Source organism: Solidesulfovibrio sp. DCME (assembly GCF_049995385.1).
In the GTDB taxonomy this organism is placed as follows: Bacteria; Desulfobacterota; Desulfovibrionia; order Desulfovibrionales; family Desulfovibrionaceae; genus Solidesulfovibrio.
The window spans coordinates 2,266,661-2,283,799 of sequence record NZ_CP188261.1; the positions used below are offsets into that span (position 1 = coordinate 2,266,661).

Sequence of the window (17,139 nt, forward strand, 5' to 3'; positions counted from 1 at the left end):
CGGCCCCGGGGGTAGCATCATACGGGTACAAGCGCCAGGGGCGGCCTGGGCCGCCGGGCGCTTGGCTAGTGGCCGCTTGCGTAGGCTTCCTCGAAATCGACCCATTCCCGGCTGCGGGAAACGGCCCGGTCCTCGGTGTTGCCGGCCGTGCCCAGGTGCGACACGACCCGTCCGGAACCGTCGCGGATATCGGCGCTGAAACTCGCGCAATACTCGCCGCCCGGGGTCAGTTCGATCCGGTAGCCCTTATAGGTTGTGCTCAAGCGCTCCATGGCGTTCTCCTTGGCCGTGCACCAGGGTCTCTCTCCTCTGTCGATAGTGATAATCATTTTCCACAACAGGGCAAGATGCGGCCAGCTGAAGGCGCGAATTTGCAGATTTGAAAAAAGTACGCCGCCCCGTGGAGAGGTGGGGCGGCGCATGGCCCACGTCGGGAGAGGGGTGCCGGCGCGGACCAAATTCAGGGACACCGGGGCCGGGGGCCGGGCGTGGGCCCGGGTCCTGGCCGGCCGGTCCTAGTCTTCGACCTTGCCGATGGTGGTCACGCAACAGATTTTGTCCCAGGCATAGTAGGTGTTGCGTGTTTCCTCGCCGATTTTCGAGGTGACGCGCACGAAGGCATCACCGAGGAACAGGGTGGCGTTCTCGAAAACGGTGCCATCGTTGACCTGAATTTTCACACCCTTGCGCAGTTTGCGCGACAGGGTGCCGTGAACTGGGGAGGAAGCGTATTCAAAGACTTTTTCCAGGGTCGACTTGTCCATGGGGGCTCCTGTTTAACAAAAAAAGTAAAATTCGACTCCGGTACCCCTTAACGCTTCTGGTGCAAAAAGCAACGACAAAAAAAGGAATCTGCGAAAAAGGAAATAATATCAAACATTAAATTTTGTATAATCAGGTTGTTACGCGTGGAGACCGCCGAGGGGGAATTCCGCGAAAGGCGTGAAGGGTTGGGGATGAATGCCCTTTTTCGAACATGAAGGAGGTTGTCAAGAGTGTAAAGGCGCGCCGGCCAGCCAAGGCCGGGGCAAGGGTGTCAGGCCCCGGCCGCAGGAGCGCAGGCCGCCAGGGCCGCGGCCAGTTCCCGGAAAAACGGCTCCCGCGCCTGGCGCTCGAGCCAGGGCGTGTGGCCGCAACACGGCAGGGTGACGCAACGAAAGCGCGGCAACGCCGCCAGGGGCCGGCACACGCCGGCAACGGGATGGGGATCGTGCGCGCCATGGATGGCGGTCACCGGGCAGCGCAGGCGGCGAGCCCGGGCCAGGAGCTGGCCGCTGCGCCGCAGGGCGGCGGCTTCGGGCCAGACGGCGGCGAAAATGTCCGCCCGCAGGCCCGCCCCCGAACCGGTGCCGACCGCGTCGCCATCATCCAGGGGATCGTAGGCGTCCGCCCGGGCGAACAGGGCACCAAGGCGGGCCAGGCCGGCATCGCTGGGGTTGGCGTCGGCCAGCAGGGCTTCGGCTTCCCGGCGCGCCTCGGGTGCCAGGCGTTCCAGGCGCTTGCGCGTCAGGCCGGCGGCATACCGTTCCGTAAACGGGGCGCAGCCGACCAGGATCAGCTGGCACACCAGCTCGGGATAGCGCGCGGCCACCAGCACGCCCAGCCAGGCGCCCCAGGAATGGCCGACGCAGGCCACCGGGGGCGTGGCCGCCGCGCCCAGGCAGGCGGCCAGCTCCTCGATCTGCCCGTCCACGGAATCGGCCGTCTGCCACGGCTCCAGTACGCCCGCTTGCCGGGATAGGGCCTGGGCCACCGGGGCCATCGCGCCGGCCGCCCCGGGGCCGCCGTGGAGGACCGCGATGCGGTAAGGCGCTTTCCCGTGGCGCCTGGGCAGGCAGGCGACGTCTTGCGGCACGGCAGGGCACTCCCGGCGGCCTGGTGTTGCTTCCCTACCGGGCGCGAGGCGGCGTTAGGGGGCCTTGGTCTCCGGGCGCATGGACAGCACGGGCACCTTGGCCGTCTTGATGACCTTTTCCGCCACCGAGCCAAAAAGGATCTTGTCGATACCCTTGCGGCCGTGGGTGCCGAGCACGATGAGGTCGGCCCCCACGTCCTCGGCCACGCTCACGATCTCCTCGGCGGCATAGCCGGACACCACCCGCCCTTCCACGGGAACACCGGCGAAGTATTCCTTGATAAACGCGTCCATGGTGTCCGAGGCGCCGCTGACGATGCCGGTGACGAAGTCGTCGATGTAGCTGGCCTGGACGTGGAACTCCACGTACTGGGTGAGCGACGGGGCCACGTACAGGGCCACGACCTTGGCGCCGCAGGCCTCGGCCAGGGTCTTGGCGTAGGCGGCCACCTTGGGGCTGACTTCGGAAAAATCCAGGGCGCACACGATGGTCTTGATTGCGACCATGGGCTTTGCTCCTCGAGGTTGCGGGTTGCTGGTCGAACGACACTAGCACGCCGCCGCGCCGAGCAAAAGATGCTTTTTCATGGCGGCCTGTTAGCCGGCGCGCCGCACCCGCCTCTGGCGCAGGCGCTCGATGGGGTCGGCCACCAGCCGGTTGAGCGCCAGGCAAAACAGGATGGTCGCGGCCAAGGCCACCACGGGCAGGTGTTTTTTGCCGAGGCAATACTCGGCCACCATGATGACCGTCCAATGGGAGATGTAGATGGGATAGGACAGCTCGCCGATGGCCCGGTCCAGGGGCATCTTTTTGGTCAGCAAAAACAGGAAGGGAATCGAGGCCATGGTCGCCGCGTACAGGTAGAATTCCTTGCCCTTGGCCCCGGGCAGGAACTGGTAGACGCAGATGGCCGCCAGGTAGAGCCCGGACACGGCCCACAGGACGCGCCGGGAAACGGCCACGGTTTTGAGGCGCGCGTACAGGCGGTAGGACAGGATGCCGCACAGGAAAAAGCCGCATTCCACCGGGAAAAACCGCTGCTTCCAGGGGTCGAAGGGGAAGTCCGCCAGGTAGACCCCGGCCCGCAGAGCCAGGCTTGCGGTGATGGCCGCGACCAGGAAGCCGGTCGAGCGGCGAACCAGCCAAGGCGCGAGCATATAGAAGACCAGTTCCAGGGAAATGGTCCAGGCCTGGGGGATGAGCAGGAAAAACCAGGCCGGGACGGCCCGGTACAAGGCGTCGGCGGCAAGGGACAGCGTGCCCGTGGCCGGGTCGAGGTGGCTGAAAAAAAGGAGGTCCTGGCCGAGGATGCCGACATTGGCCGCCACCAGCGCGGCCACGGTGCCGGGACTGAGCCTCCCGAGCCAGGTCTGCCACGGCCCGAGCAGCAGGGCGGTGTGCAGGCCGTACTTGAAGGCCAGGGACACGGCCAGGGAGACGCAAAGCACCACCCAGTAGACCGGGAACAGGCGCAGGAAGCGGTTGGTGTAGAAAAGCCGGCAGCGCCCCGGGCCGGTGTACTTCTCGGACAGGATGAGCGCCATGTAGAAGCCCGAGATGATGAAGAAGACCTTGATGGCCATGTAGGCGTCGGTGAAGACCAGGCCGTAAAGCGGGCCGGTGTGGTTGATGACCACCGTTACGGCCAGGAGAAATCGCACCAGACCCATGTCGTTGTCCGTCCCGAAAAAAGCCCGGGCCGCGCGGCGGCGGTCCCGGGCCTTGGCGCGCTATCCCCGCAGGGCCTTGGTGAGCTTTGCCTTGTCGTCGCTGAAAAGCTTGTAGTTGATGGCGTCCTCCATGGCCTGGAAGCTGGCCTCGATGACGTTGTGGGACACGCCCACCGTCACCCAGCGCTTGGCCGCGTCGCCGGATTCCACCAGCACCCGGACATGGGAGGCCGTGCCGCAGCCGCCCTTGCCGCATTTCTCGTCCTCGACCGTGCCGGACAGCACCCGGACCTTGAAGTCGAGCAGCCGCATCTCGGCCAGGCGCGGGTAGAAGCCGCGCAGGGCCTTGCGGATGGCCTTGTCCAGGGCGTTTATGGGGCCGCGCCCGGTGGCGGCGGTGTGCTTGACCCGGCCGCCCACCTTGATCATGACCGTGGCCTCGGTCAGCGGTTCCAGGCACTCGTAGGCGTTGTCGTCGAGGACCCGGTAACGGGTGACGGTGAAATAGCTGCGGGCCCGGCCGAGGACGCGATTGAGCAGCAGTTCGTAGGAGGCCTCGGCGGCGGTGTATTCGTAGCCCAGGGCCTCGCGCTCCTTGATGGTGGTCAGAAGCTCCAGCACGAAGGGATCGTTCTTGTCCAGCTCGAAGCCGAATTCCCGGGCCTTGTACAGGATGTTGCTCTGGCCCGACAGGTCGGACAGCAGCACCCGGCGGGCGTTGCCCACGGATTCGGGCGTGACGTGCTCGTAGGTCAGCGGGTTTTTGACCACGGCCGAGACGTGGATGCCGCCCTTGTGGGCAAAGGCGCCGTCGCCGACGTAGGGCTGGCAGGAGGGCGGCTGCTGGTTGACCATCTCCGACACGAAATGGGCCGTGGGCGTGAGCAGTTCCAGCTTGCCGGGGGGCAGGCAGTCGACGCCGCGCTTGAGAATCAGCGACGGGATGATGGAGCACAGGTTGGCGTTGCCGCAGCGCTCGCCGTAGCCGTTGACCGTGCCCTGGACCTGGGCGGCCCCGAGTTCCACGCCCTCGATGGAGTTGGCCACGGCCACGCCCGAATCGTTGTGGCAGTGGACGCCGAAGGTGGCCTCGGGCAGGGCGGCCATGACCGCGGCCGTGATGGCCCGGAAATCCGAGGGCAGGGTGCCGCCGTTGGTGTCGCAAAGCACCAGCACGTCGGCCCCGGCGGCCTGGGCGCGCCGCAGCACGGCCAGGGCGTAGTCGGGGTTGGCCTTGTAGCCGTCGAAAAAGTGCTCGGCGTCGAAGAAGACTTCCCGGAAACGCGGTCGCAGCCAGCCCAGGGAATCGCCCACCAGGTCGAGGTTGCGGGCGAGCGTGGTGCCCAGGGCCTCGGTGACGTGGATGTCCCAGGACTTGCCGAAAATGGTGGCCACGGGCGCGCCGGACTCGGCCAGGGCCTTGAGGTTGGGGTCGGTTTCGGCCGTGCCCCGGTGGTTGTGGGTGCTGCCGAAGGCGGCGATGCTGGCGCACTTGAGGCTGTAGTTCTGGATCTCCTGGAAAAACCGCTTGTCGGTCGGGTTCGATCCCGGCCAGCCGCCCTCGACGTAGGCCAGGCCCAGTTCGTCGAGCTTGAGCGCGATGCGCAGCTTGTCCTCGGTGGTGAGGCTGATGTCCTCGGCCTGGGTGCCGTCGCGAAGGGTGGTGTCGTATAAAAGCACGGGTGCCATGATGGATCCTGGAGCGCCGCCGCGGGAGCCGGTGAGGGGACGGTCGCGGCCGGCCGTGTCGCCCGGGCCGTGGCCGGATGTCGCGGCCACGGCCCGGGAGCGGGTTGTATCGGGGTCTGCGAGACGCCGCGCCGCCTAGGCGCAGGCCTTGGCCGGCCCCTCGGCCAGACCGAAGGCGTCGTGCAGGGTGCGCACCGCCAGTTCGAGGTACTTCTCCTCGATGAGGCAGGTAATCTTGATCTCGGACGTGGCGATCATGAGGATGTTGATGTTCTCTTTTTTCATGAGCGTAAACATGGTCGAGGCCACGCCCGAATGGCTGCGCATGCCGACGCCGATGACCGAGACCTTGCAGACGTTGACGTCGTGCTGGATTTCCTCGGCGCCGATGACCGGGCGCAGGTTGTCGAGGATGGCCATGGTCCGGTCGAGGTTGGACCGGGAAATGGTGAAGGTCATGTCGGTGCGGCCGTCGCGGCCGGTGTTCTGGATGATCATGTCCACCAGGATGCCGGCTTCGGCGATGGGGGAGAAGATGGCGGCGGCGACCCCGGGCCGGTCCATGACGTTTCTGACCGTGATGCGGCACTGGTCCTTGTCGTAGGCGATTCCCGAAACCAGGACGTCTTCCATTTCCGTATCCTCCGCGGTGACCAGTGTGCCCGGGTCGTCGGTGAAGGTCGAACGGACCCGAACCGGGACATTGAATTTCTTGGCGAACTCCACCGACCGGATCTGCAGGACCTTGGCGCCCTGGCTCGAGAGCTCGAGCATCTCGTCGTAGGTGATGCGGTCGAGCTTGCGGGCCGTGCGGCACAGGTTGGGGTCGGTGGTGTAGACGCCGTTGACGTCGGTGTAGATCTCGCAGACCTCGGCGGAAAGCGCCGCGGCCAGGGCCACGCCCGTGGTGTCGGAGCCGCCGCGCCCCAGCGTGGTGACGCGGCCGTGGCAGTCCACGCCCTGGAACCCGGCCACCACCAGCAGGTCGTAGTCCTCCAGCATGGCCCTGATCCGATGGGCGTCGATCTCCATGATCCGGGCTCGGGTGAAGTTGGAGTTGGTGGTGATGGGTATCTGGTGGCCCAAAAGCGAGCGGGCGCGCAGCCCGGCGTCCTTGGCCAGCATGGTGAAAAGCGCCACCGAGACCTGCTCGCCGGTGGTGACCAGCACGTCGAGTTCGGCCGGGTCGGGGTCGGCGGAAAATTCCTTGGCCTGGGCGAGCAACCGGTTGGTCTCGCCGGACATGGCCGACAGGGCCACCACCATTTTGTAGCCCAGGGCATGGGACTTGCGGACCCGGTCCAGGACCAGACGCATGCGTTCCAGGCCCTTGACCGACGTGCCGCCGTATTTTTGCACCATAATCCGCATGGGTTCCTCCGATAGGACGGCCGGGGCCTTGCTCCCCCGGGCCGTCGTCACATTTGCCTCCCGGGCAAAAGCCCGGCCAGGGCGGCCAGGGCGGCCCGGCCGCGCGGGCCGGCCGCCGTCAGCCGGCAGCGCCGGCCCGCCTCGGCCGGCAGCCACTCGATTTCCAGCCGGTCGGGCGGCACGGCCAGGACGGGAAGATACTCGGCCCACTCCACGATGACGAGGTCGTCGCGCTCGGCCCCGGCTTCCAGGTGTTCCTCGACACAGGGATCGCCGCCGGGAATCCGGTAGAGGTCCACATGGCGGACGGTCGGGCGCGTGGGATAGATATTGACGATATTGAAACTGGGGCTGGCCACCTCGGCCTCTTCCCCACCGGGAAGGGCCAGGGCGAGTCCCCGGACCAGCGTGGTTTTGCCCGAACCCAGCCCGCCGCGCAAGAGCAGGGCGGCGCGGCTGTCCACCCCGGCCAGGGCGCCGGCCAGGGCGCGGCCCAGGGTCAGGGTGGACGCCTCGTCGTGAAGCGTCAGGTCGAGCGGTTGGCTGGGGTCCATCGCGGCCGGGCTATTTCCTCTCCAGCAGCGTGCCCAGGATGTCGCGCATGCCGATGATGCCCACGACCTTGCCGGCCGCGACCACGGGAACGGTGTGGAAGCCCTTGTCGGTCATAAGCGTCGCCACCTCGTCGATGCCGGTTTCCGGCGTCACCACGGTGGGGTGCCGGGTCATGGCGTGGGAGGCGGTCAGGGCCGACATCTTTTCCACTTCCCGGTCCAGGTCCTTCATGGAGCCCAGGGGAATGAAGCCGTCGAGCAGCGAAAAGACCGAGGGCAGGGACAGCTTTTTCTGTTGGGCCACCAGGTCGGCCTGGCACAGGATGCCGGTCAGCGCGCCGGCGGCGTCGAGGACGGGGACGCCGTTGAAGCCCTGGTCGAACAGGAGCTTGGCGGCGACGCTGATTTCCGTGTCCTCGGTGATGGTGACGACGGCGGATGTCATCACGTCCTTGGCTGTAAGCATGGTCACTCCGTGAAGGCCAGGGGCAGCATGTCGGCGATTTCCGAAGCCAGGTTGCCCCGTCTGGGGTAGGCGGCGGCCAGGCGCGCGCCGCCGAGCCCATGCCAATACACCGCAAGGCAGGCGGCAAGCAAGGGGGAATACGGACCGCAAAAAAGCGCGGCGGCAAGCCCGGATAAGACGTCCCCGGACCCGCCCACGGCCAGGTTGGGGGCAATGACCGGCGACACGGCCACCGTGCCGTCGGGCGCGGCGACAACCGTGGCCGGCCCCTTGAGCACGGCCACGGCGCCGAAGCGCGCGGCCAGTTCCCGGGCGCAGGCGCAACGGTCGGCCTCGACCGTGGCGATGTCCGTGCCGAGAAGCCTGGCCGCCTCGCCGGGATGGGGCGTGAGGACCGTTTCCGGGGACAGCCTGGCGGCCAGCCCCGGGTTGTGGGCCAGGAAATAGAGCCCGTCGGCGTCGAGCACCAGCCGGCAGGGCAAAGGTAATAGCGCCTCCAGAAAACCCGCCGAGTCCTCGTGCCGGCCAAGGCCCGGTCCCAGGGCCACCGCCCCGGCCCCGGCGCAGAATTCCCGCACGGCCGAGGCGTCGTCGGCCGTGAAATGCCCGCCCGGGCCGATGGGCATGGTCATGACGTCGGGAAAGCCGGCCTTGAGCGCTATCTCCACCGCCCCCGGGCAGGCCACGCTGACCAGGCCCGCGCCCGAACGCAAGGCGCCAAGGGCCGCCAGAAGCGGCGCGCCCGTAAGCCCCCTGCTGCCGCCGACCACCACCACCCGGCCGGCGCTGCCCTTGTGCAGGGTGGGCGACACCGCGCCCAAGGCCCGCGCGATGCCCGGGGCGATGCGGTAGGCCCGGCAGGGATGGCGCTCCTTGACGATGGGCGGAATGCCGATCTCGCGCACGAGCAGCTTGCCCACGTAGGGCGCGGCCTCGGCCGTGACCAGGCCGGTCTTGGCCGCCTCGAAGGCCACGGTGGCCGTTGCCCGCACGGCCACGGGCGAGGGCCTGCCCGATTGGCCGCAAAGCCCGGACGGAATGTCCAGGGCGAAGATATAGGAGCGGCCGGCCAGGGCGTTGACGGCCTCGACCATGGCCGCCAGTTCCGGCCGCAACTGGCCGGAAAAGCCCGTGCCGAGCAGGCCGTCCACGATCACGTCCGGAGCCGTGGCCTTTTGCCAATCGACCTTGGCCAAAGGCAGCATGGGCAGCCCCAATTTGGCCGCGAGCCGGGCATTGTAGCCGGCCGCGCCCTTGTAGTTGCCGCGCGGCCGGGCCAGGGCCAGGCGGACCTTGGCCCCCCGGCCGGCCAGGTGCCGGGCCAGGGCCACGGCGTCGCCGCCGTTGTTGCCCGGGCCGGCCAGAAGCAGCACGTCCTTGCCGCGCACCTCGCCGATTTCGCCGACAAGGGCGTGCATGGCCTCGCGGCTGGCGTTTTCCATGAGCGCCAGGAAGGACATGCCGCATTCGGCCAGGCTGGCCGCGTCCCAGCCGGCGATCTCGGCCGGCGTGGGCAGGGGGTCGAAAAAACGGTCATCGAGAAGGGGCATGGGCTGCTCCGTTGTCCGGGGCGCGGTCAGGCCGTCGGTTTGGCCGCGACGCTGCGGGCCAGTTCGCCGACGGCCGCGTCCTTGGCCAGCAGGTCCCGGCCGAGCAGGGCCAGGTTTTCCCGCCACAGCCGGTCCGCCTCGGCGTCGGACACCTTGTATTCGAGCTTGATCTTGTTGCCGACGATGTGGGCCACCTGGGCCTGCGTTTGGGCCATGGCCAGGCTCGAGCCCTGCTTGTGGCCCACGCGCACCGTGCCGTCGTAGAGGCAGGGCGCGCCGGCCAGAAACGACCGGATGTCCCGGTCGAGGTCGTCGAACTGGGTGGGGTTGAAGCGGATGTCGAAGCCGCCAACGGTTTCGATGGTGCGCCGGGGCAGCAGATGGCAGCAGCCCGAAACCGACAGGCACGGCCGCACGTAGGCGTACAGGCCGTAATCGGCCGCGCCCCGGCAGGGCTCGCATACGAACAGCCGTTCGTTGGTTTCCGGCAGGCTCTGCTCGCCCATCTGCGGCGGGAACAGGTTGAAATCGGCCGCCTGGTGGTCGTGGGGCGCCTCCATGTCCACGATGGCGCAGCCCACGGTCCCGGCCTCGGGCCGGTCGCGGGCGGTGGCCAGCAGGCGCGGCAGCCAGTCGGCCTGGGGAAAGGCGTCGTCGTCGAGAAAGGCCACGTGCCGGCAGGCGGCCACCTCGGGCAGGGACAGCAGCCAGTTGCGGGCGCCGGGCGCGCCGATATTGACCGGCAGGCCGACGGACAGGAAACGCCCCTCGGGGAACAGCCCGGCGGCCTGGGCCACGACTGCGGCCGTGTCGTCGGTCGAGCCGTTATTGAGCACGGCGATGCGCGCCCCGCCGAGGTCCGTTGCGGCCAGGTGCGTCAGGCACTCCCGGAAAAGTTCCGCCTTGTTCATGGAATACAGGCACACCGCCGCCTCGTCCCGCTGGGCCGGCGGGGTGGCGGGGCGCGGTCGCGCCAGTTCGAAGGCGCGCAGCGTCAGGTTGACGTGCTGGGGCAGGGCGGCCCGGGCGGCCAGGCAGGCGGCCAGGGCCTGTTCCCGCGCGTCCAGGCGCTCCAGGGCGCGGGAGGCGGCGATGGCGGCGAAAAGGCCCCAGGCCGTGGGGTCCAGGCCGGCCAGGGCCTCGAGGGCGGCTTCGGGCGTCCCGCGCAGGAAGGCCAGTTCCGCCGACAGGCGGGCGAAAAGTGTTGCGGGCAGGTGCGGGGCGAAGCCGTCGAGCAGCCGCCTGGCCAGGCCGGCGTCGGGCAGCCGGCACAGGCTGCCAAAAGCCGGGGCCAGGCGGGCCAGGGCGTGCGCCTTGTCCTTGGCCGCCACTTCCAGGTAGCGCGCGACGAGGTCCGTATCACCGCTGGCCCGGATGGCCTCGAAGGGGATGTCGTCCGGGATGTTCGCCAGGGCGGCGGCGACGACACGGGCCATGGCCGCGCCGCGTGGCGGCAGAAACGGCTGCCTGCCTTGGACCTCGGCCAGCAGGGCCAGGCTGGCCGCGTCGAAGGGGTCTTCCTGGAAACTCAAGGCCAAAAGGCCCTTGGCAGCGGCCAGGCAGTCGGGGTCGGCCTGGCCGAGCAGGATGCGGCACAGGGACAGGCGCAATTCCTTCTGTTCGCCCGAAAGCGCCCAGATGGGCAGGGCCTTGAGGGCCTCGGCCAGAAAGCCCGGCCCGGGCGCGGGCAGGGGCGGTGGCGTGAAAACGGTCGCGGCGGGCATGGCCTTTTCCCTTGCGGCTGATAATGATAGGATGCCTACCGCACTACGGAAACCCCGTTAAAAAGTCCATCGACCGGACCGCGGCGCTCCATGCGACTTCCCCCCAGGCGGGAGGTCCAGGAGGGGCCGTGTCCCTCCTGGTCGCCGGAGGCTTCTTGCCCATGCCCCCCATGCCCCCCATGCCCCCCGAACCACCTCTGCCCTGCCTCGACATTTCCGCCGCAGCCCGGCTGCTTCGGGCCGGGGGCTGCCTGGTCTATCCCACGGAGACGTTTTTCGCCCTGGGCGCCCTGGCGGCAAACGCGGACGCCCTGGCCCGCATCGCGGCCATCAAGGCCCGTCCGGCGACCAAGCCCCTGCCGCTGGTCATCGGCGAGATGGCCCAGTTTGCCGGGGTGGCGGCGCGGGGGTTCCTGGAGGGGCCGCTCGGCGAGGATTTCCGGGAGCTGGCCGGGCGGTTCTGGCCGGGGCCGCTGTCGCTGGTCGTGCCGTGCCGGCAGGCGCTGCCGGCACCGGTCAAGGACGGGCTGGGCATGGTGTCGGTGCGTTTCACGCCGCACCCGGCGGCGGCGGCCTTGTGCCGGCTGGCCGGCGGGGCGCTGGTGGCCACCAGCGCCAATGTCAGCGGCGAGGCGCCGGCGGCCCGGGCCGAGGACCTCGATGCGGCGGTCGTTGCCGCTGCGGGCGGGCTCGTCGCCGCGGGGCCGCCGCCCGGCGGCGGGCTGGCCTCCACCGTGGCCGGGCTGCTCGGCGGCCGGCGGCTGCGGATTTTCCGCCAGGGGCCGGTGACGGCGGCCGCGCTACGGGCGGCCGGCTACGAGCCCGAGGCCTTCTAGGCGGGTGAGGATGCCTTCGGCCGTGAGCCCGGCCAGGCACGGCAACGGCCGCTGGCAGCCCGGGGCGAAGGCGCCCGAGGTCACGGCGGTGCAGGGCGCGCAGGCCAGGCCCGCCGTGACCACGTCCAGGCCAAACGGCCCCCATTGGCGGGGCGAGGTCGGGCCGAAAAGGGCCAGCCCCGGCACGCCGTGCAACCCGGCCAGATGCATGGGGCCGCTGTCCGGGCCGAGGGCGAAGCGGGCCGCGCACAGCACCCGGGAAAGCGCTTCCAGGTTTTGCGGCTCCACGATGTCGCTTTCCCCCAGGTCGAGGCCGCGGTCGCGTTCCACCGGCCCGATGACGAAAACCGGCCGCAGGCCGCGTTCCCGCAGCAACGCGGCCAGTTGTTCGAACCGGCCCAGGGGCCAGGCCTTGTCCGTGTGCCCGGCCCCGGGAAACAGCAGCACCGTGTCGCCCCGGGGCGCATGGCCGCCGAAATGTTGCCGAAAAACGCCGGCGAAATCGGCGGCAAAGGCAATGCCCCGCGCGTCCAGGGCTTGGCGGTAGTGTTCGGCCGGGGAGATGTCGCTCCCCGGGGTCAGGCCGGGAGCGAACCAGAACCACGGGCTGTCGGCCACGGGCGGGCGCTTGCCCAGGCCCGGGCGGACGACCAGCGTGTTTTCCAGGGCCGTCGGCCAGGCCTCGCCGGCGAAGCGGGCATCCAGGGCCCGACGGATGTCCGGCGGGCAGGGCCTGGCCCAGGGCGCCAGAAAGGGCGCATGGGCCGCCGGCACGGCCTGATGGATCGGGACTTCCCGGAAGTGGCGGGCCAGGGACAGGAAAAAGGGCCAGGCCAGAAGAAAATCCCCAAGAGCCCCGGCATGTTCCAAAACGACCTTGTCAGGGGGCGGCATTTCGCGTACTCTCTGTGCTAAGAAAAGACGTTTTTTTATAAACGCTTGAGGCCTCTTTCCCATCCGCCCGACCGGCGGGCCGCCAGGAGGACGCCTCGGGCCCTGCCGGAGCCGATGACCCATGGCCCTCACCAAACCCTGCCCCCATTGCGGCCAGCCCGTGGTCCACTACCGCAATCCCGTGCCCACCGTCGATGCCCTCATCCACATTCCGGGGCGCGGCGTCGTGTTCGTCAAGCGCCTCAACGAACCTCATGGCTGGGCCTTGCCCGGGGGCTTCGTGGACTATGGCGAATGCGCCGAAAAAGCCGCCATCCGCGAAGCCAAGGAGGAAACGGGCCTCACGGTGGAGCTGACGGGGCTTTTGGGCGTCTATTCCGACCCGGCCCGCGACCCCAGGCAGCACACCTTGAGCGTGGTCTATCTCGCCCAGGCCCTCGACCCCGACGAACTGGCCGCCGGCGACGACGCCCGGGAAGTGGCCGTTTTTCCCATCGGCCAATGGCCCAGGCCGCTGTGCTTCGACCACGAGCGCATCGTCAATGATTATGCGAGGCTTTTTACCAACGTCAATCCTTTATAAAAAGATGTTTCGGTAACGGCAAGGAACCGGGCGAACCGCCGATTTCCAGGGACGCCATGACGCGCGGGCGGCATGGGCGTCCGTCTTCGCCAGGGACAGGGCCTTTTGCGCCCGACAACGCAACCGGCCAGGCCGAGGAGCGCGATGAAGTTTCATCACAAGGTCCTCTTTGTCGCTTCGGAGATGTATCCCTTTTCCAAGACCGGCGGTCTTGGCGACGTCATGGGCGCGCTGCCCAAGGAACTCAAGCGCCAGGGCGTCAACGTCGCCCTGATCGCGCCCTACTACGGCCGGCTCAATACCGGCGACCACCAGTTGCGGCTGATCTATTCCAAGCTCCGCGTCGGCTATCCCTGGGCGCCGATCACGGCCGACATCTATACCGCCACCTGCGACGACGTGCCGGTCTATTTCGTCCAGCGCGGCGAATACTTCGACCGCCGCTTCTACTACAACACCCACGACGGCGACTATTTCGACAACTGCGAACGCTTCATCTTCTTTTGCCGGGCGACCATGGCCTGGGCCAGCCGCCTGGACGGCGCCCCGGCCATCGTCCACGCCCACGACTGGCAGGCCTCCCTGGTGCCGGCCTACCTGCGCTTCCTGCGCCCCGGCGCCCCGTACTGGCGCGACACCAAGACCGTCATGACCATCCACAACCTGGCCTTCCAGGGCCGGTTCGCCTCGCGGCTTTTCTGGGACTGCGGCTTGCCGCGCGAGGCCTGGACCATGGACGGGGCCGAGTTCTGGGGCGATTTCAACCTGCTCAAGGCCGGCATCGCCTACTCCGACATCATCACCACCGTCAGCCCCACCTATGCCCTGGAAATCCTCTATCCCCAGTTCGGCTGCGGCCTGGAGGGCATCCTGACCAAGCGGGCCGACCGGCTGCGCGGCATACTTAACGGCGCCGACTACACCGTCTGGGACCCCATCAACGACCGCTACCTGCCGAGCATCTACAGCCCCGACGACCTGTCGGGCAAGGATATCTGCAAGCGCAACCTCGTGGCCGAACTCGGCCTCGACCGCCGCTTCCTCAAGCGGCCCATCCTCGGGTTCATCGGCCGCATCCGCGACCAGAAGGGCGTGGACCTGCTCATCGACATCATGGGCCGGCTGATGGAAAAGGACGTGGCCGTGGTGGTGCTCGGCGAGGGCAGCCTCGACTACGAGGCCGTGCTGCTCGACATGATGGAGACCTATCCCGGCCGGCTCGTCGTGCGCATCGGCTACACCGAGGACCTCGCCCACCGCATCCAGGCCGGTTCCGACATTTTCCTGATGCCCTCGCGCTACGAGCCGTGCGGGCTGACGCAAATGTATGCCCTGCGCTTCGGCACCCCGCCCGTGGCCACGGCCGTGGGCGGGCTGCGCGACACCATCGTGCCCTGGCCCGACGGGCAGGCCACGGGGTTCACCTTCCGCGAACCCGACCCCGACCAGTTCTTCCGGGCCGTGTGCGACGCCGTGGCCCTGTGGGAGCAGCCCGGGGAGTGGCGCGGCATGGTCAAGCGGGCCATGCGGGCCGACTATTCCTGGGAAAAGGCGGCGAAAAACTATATCAGCCTGTATAGGGAACTGGGCGCGGACATCTAGCGCCAGCAACCTTGGCGCGCACCACGGGGCAGGGCGCCCCGTCGCCTGCCCGGCGGGCGCGGCGGGCGCGGCGCGATCGACGCGGCAGCGACATCGCACCGTCGCCACCAGCGCCCACTGTGCGCCTCGGACCTCCCGCCGGCCCAACCAAGGAGCCATCCATGCCAGCCAGCCAAGCGACCGTTTCCCCCTGCCTGCCCGTGACCATCGGCGAACTCGATATCTACCTCTTCGGCCAGGGGCAGCACTGGGACCTCTACCGCGTCCTCGGCGCCCATCCCCATGACGGCCCCGAGGGCCCCGGCTACCGCTTCGCCGTCTGGGCCCCCAATGCCCAAGCCGTGTCCGTGGTCGGCGATTTCAACGCCTGGGCGCCGGACGCCCACGGCCTGCACCCCGTGGCCGCCTCGGGCGTGTGGGCCGGCTACATCCCGGGGTTTGCCCACGGCGCGCTCTACAAGTTCGCCGTGACCGGCAAGGACGGCGAAACCGTGGAAAAAACCGACCCCTTCGCCTTTTTCGCCGAGATGCGCCCGGGCGTGGCCTCACGGGCCTGGAACCTCGACGACTACGCCTGGAGCGACGCCGCCTGGATGGAGGCCCGCCGGGAAAAAGGCCTGCCCCTGGACGACGCCGTGTCGGTCTACGAGGTCCACGCCGGTTCCTGGCGCTGGAAGACCAAGGATTACGGTTCTTTTTATTCCTATCGCGACCTGGCCGAACACCTCGTGCCCTACGTGCGCGACCTGGGCTTTTCCCACATCGAATTCATGCCCCTGGCCGAACACCCCCTGGACGAGTCCTGGGGCTACCAGACCGGGCATTATTTCGCCCCGACCTCGCGCTTCGGCACGCCCGAGGACCTGCGCCTGCTCATCGACACCTGCCACCAAGCCGGCATCGGCGTCATCCTCGACTGGGTCCCCGGGCATTTCCCCAAGGACTCCTGGGGGTTGGGCCGCTTCGACGGCACCGGGCTCTACGAGCACGAGGACCCGCGCCAGGGCGAACACCCGGACTGGGGCACCTACGTCTTCAATTACGGCCGCCACGAGGTGCGCAATTTTCTTTTCGCCAACGCCCTGTACTGGTTCAAGGAATTCCACATCGACGGCATCCGCATCGATGCCGTGGCCAGCATGCTCTACCTCGACTACTCCCGGCAGGAAGGGGAGTGGATCCCCAACAAGTACGGCGGCAAGGAGAACATCGACGCCATCGATTTCCTGCGCGAGCTCAACGTCGTGGTCCACGAGCATTTCCCCGGCGCGGCCATGATCGCCGAGGAGTCCACCTCCTGGGCCGGCGTCTCGCGCCCGGTCTACACCGGGGGACTCGGCTTCACCTTCAAGTGGAACATGGGCTGGATGAACGATACCCTGGACTACTTCGCCAAGGACCCGGTCTTCCGTTCCTATCACCAGAACCAGCTGACGTTTTCCATGCTCTACGCCTTTCACGAGAACTTCGTCCTGCCCCTGTCCCACGACGAGGTCACCCACGGCAAGGGCTCGCTTATTGGCAAGATGCCGGGCGACCAGTGGCAGCAGATGGCCAACCTGCGGCTTTTTTTGTCCTACATGTGGGCCCACCCCGGAAAAAAGCTGCTGTTCATGGGCTGCGAATTCGGCCAGTGGAAGGAATGGAACGCCCGGGAGGAGCTCGACTGGGTGCTGACCCAGTTCCCCAACCATCAGGGGGCCATGGACCTGGTGCGGGCGCTCAACACCCTGCACGGGGCCTACCCGGCCATGCACGCCCGCGACAACGACTGGACGGGCTTCGAGTGGGTGGACCTCTCTGACTACGCCTCCTCGGTCATCACCTTCCTGCGCAAGGCGCCCGATGGCTCCCAGATCCTGTGGGCCTTCAACTTCACGCCCGTGACCCGGGAAAACTACGCCGTGGGCTGTCGCGCACCGGGCTTCTGGAAGGAAATCCTCAATTCCGATTCCGCCTATTTCGGCGGCACGGACGTCGGCAACGACGGCGGCATCATGGCCCGGCCCACCACCTACGGCGGTTGGCCCCATTACCTCTCCCTGACGCTGCCCCCCCTGGCCGCCGTCGCCTTCACGCCGGAGTAGGATCTGGGAAGAGGCGTTGCCTCCTTCCCAAGTCCACCTCCACCGGGGGGGAGCATCCCCCCCGGACCCCCTGGAAGGGGGATGCTGTCGTAACGCAGTGCCGCCGTCTGCCTCCTCTCTTGCGGACGTGGACGGACTTGCCTACCCTTTGGGGGGACGGCTCGGTTGCCTCTTCACGTGGCCGTTGCTGGGCGAAGGCAACAGGGTCGGGGTGGGTTTGGGCCGGGGCGGGAGGCGTATTCTTCCAATATGCGCCT

General features: G+C 68.2%; 16 protein-coding genes. 4 read left to right on the top strand and 12 right to left on the bottom strand.

Annotated features, from left to right (window positions below; all coding sequences use genetic code 11):
* Window positions 1-65 precede the first annotated feature (65 nt).
* From ACP59X_RS09640 to ACP59X_RS09690, 11 genes are all read right to left on the bottom strand, one after another.
* Window positions 66-272 (bottom strand): hypothetical protein, encoded by a 207-nt coding sequence (locus ACP59X_RS09640; protein WP_428568563.1) that lies wholly within the window; start codon window positions 270-272, stop codon window positions 66-68.
* A gap of 243 nt (window positions 273-515) precedes the next feature.
* Entirely contained in the window at window positions 516-764 is a 249-nt protein-coding gene (locus ACP59X_RS09645) for a hypothetical protein (protein ID WP_428568566.1), read from the bottom strand.
* Between the two features lie 272 nt (window positions 765-1,036).
* Complete coding sequence (locus tag ACP59X_RS09650; protein WP_428568569.1) at window positions 1,037-1,855, bottom strand: alpha/beta fold hydrolase; 819 nt, start codon at window positions 1,853-1,855, stop codon at window positions 1,037-1,039.
* Between the two features lie 54 nt (window positions 1,856-1,909).
* The gene (locus ACP59X_RS09655; protein WP_428568573.1) at window positions 1,910-2,362 is read right to left on the bottom strand and encodes a universal stress protein; all 453 of its coding nucleotides are present in this window, start codon (window positions 2,360-2,362) and stop codon (window positions 1,910-1,912) included.
* 90 nt (window positions 2,363-2,452) lie between these two features.
* Window positions 2,453-3,526: an acyltransferase family protein gene (locus ACP59X_RS09660; protein ID WP_428568575.1), complete on the bottom strand. Its 1,074-nt coding sequence runs from the start codon at window positions 3,524-3,526 to the stop codon at window positions 2,453-2,455.
* Window positions 3,527-3,586: 60 nt separating this feature from the next.
* A complete protein-coding gene (gene cimA / locus ACP59X_RS09665) occupies window positions 3,587-5,215 on the bottom strand; it encodes a citramalate synthase (RefSeq protein WP_428568578.1) in 1,629 nt (542 codons plus the stop codon).
* 135 nt (window positions 5,216-5,350) lie between these two features.
* On the bottom strand, window positions 5,351-6,586 hold the full coding sequence (locus tag ACP59X_RS09670) for an aspartate kinase (protein WP_428568581.1): 1,236 nt from the start codon (window positions 6,584-6,586) through the stop codon (window positions 5,351-5,353).
* A 47-nt stretch (window positions 6,587-6,633) separates the two neighbouring features.
* Entirely contained in the window at window positions 6,634-7,140 is a 507-nt protein-coding gene (gene tsaE, locus ACP59X_RS09675; protein ID WP_428568584.1) for a tRNA (adenosine(37)-N6)-threonylcarbamoyltransferase complex ATPase subunit type 1 TsaE, read from the bottom strand.
* Window positions 7,141-7,150: 10 nt separating this feature from the next.
* Window positions 7,151-7,606, bottom strand: a complete 456-nt coding sequence (locus ACP59X_RS09680; protein ID WP_428568589.1) for a CBS domain-containing protein — start codon at window positions 7,604-7,606, stop codon at window positions 7,151-7,153.
* Window positions 7,607-7,608: 2 nt separating this feature from the next.
* Window positions 7,609-9,156, bottom strand: coding sequence for an NAD(P)H-hydrate dehydratase (locus tag ACP59X_RS09685; protein WP_428568591.1), 1,548 nt, complete (start codon window positions 9,154-9,156; stop codon window positions 7,609-7,611).
* A 26-nt stretch (window positions 9,157-9,182) separates the two neighbouring features.
* On the bottom strand, window positions 9,183-10,880 hold the full coding sequence (locus tag ACP59X_RS09690; RefSeq protein WP_428568595.1) for a glycosyltransferase family 2 protein: 1,698 nt from the start codon (window positions 10,878-10,880) through the stop codon (window positions 9,183-9,185).
* A gap of 128 nt (window positions 10,881-11,008) precedes the next feature.
* On the opposite strand from ACP59X_RS09690, the gene ACP59X_RS09695 reads away from it, so the two are divergent.
* Complete coding sequence (locus tag ACP59X_RS09695; protein WP_428568598.1) at window positions 11,009-11,716, top strand: L-threonylcarbamoyladenylate synthase; 708 nt, start codon at window positions 11,009-11,011, stop codon at window positions 11,714-11,716.
* On the opposite strand, the gene ACP59X_RS09700 is transcribed toward ACP59X_RS09695, so the two are convergent.
* Window positions 11,681-12,610 (bottom strand): glycosyltransferase family 9 protein, encoded by a 930-nt coding sequence (locus tag ACP59X_RS09700; RefSeq protein ID WP_428568602.1) that lies wholly within the window; start codon window positions 12,608-12,610, stop codon window positions 11,681-11,683. The two genes, ACP59X_RS09695 and ACP59X_RS09700, sit on opposite strands and share 36 nt — an antisense overlap.
* 121 nt (window positions 12,611-12,731) lie before the next feature.
* Between ACP59X_RS09700 and ACP59X_RS09705 the strand changes: the two genes are divergently transcribed.
* The 3 genes from ACP59X_RS09705 to glgB all read left to right on the top strand — a co-directional run bounded on the left by ACP59X_RS09705 (window position 12,732) and on the right by glgB (window position 16,882).
* Window positions 12,732-13,193: an NUDIX domain-containing protein gene (locus ACP59X_RS09705; protein ID WP_428568605.1), complete on the top strand. Its 462-nt coding sequence runs from the start codon at window positions 12,732-12,734 to the stop codon at window positions 13,191-13,193.
* 144 nt (window positions 13,194-13,337) lie between these two features.
* The gene (glgA, locus tag ACP59X_RS09710) at window positions 13,338-14,795 is read left to right on the top strand and encodes a glycogen synthase GlgA (RefSeq protein WP_428568608.1); all 1,458 of its coding nucleotides are present in this window, start codon (window positions 13,338-13,340) and stop codon (window positions 14,793-14,795) included.
* Between the two features lie 161 nt (window positions 14,796-14,956).
* Window positions 14,957-16,882, top strand: coding sequence for a 1,4-alpha-glucan branching protein GlgB (gene glgB / locus ACP59X_RS09715; RefSeq protein ID WP_428568610.1), 1,926 nt, complete (start codon window positions 14,957-14,959; stop codon window positions 16,880-16,882).
* Window positions 16,883-17,139: the final 257 nt, after the last annotated feature.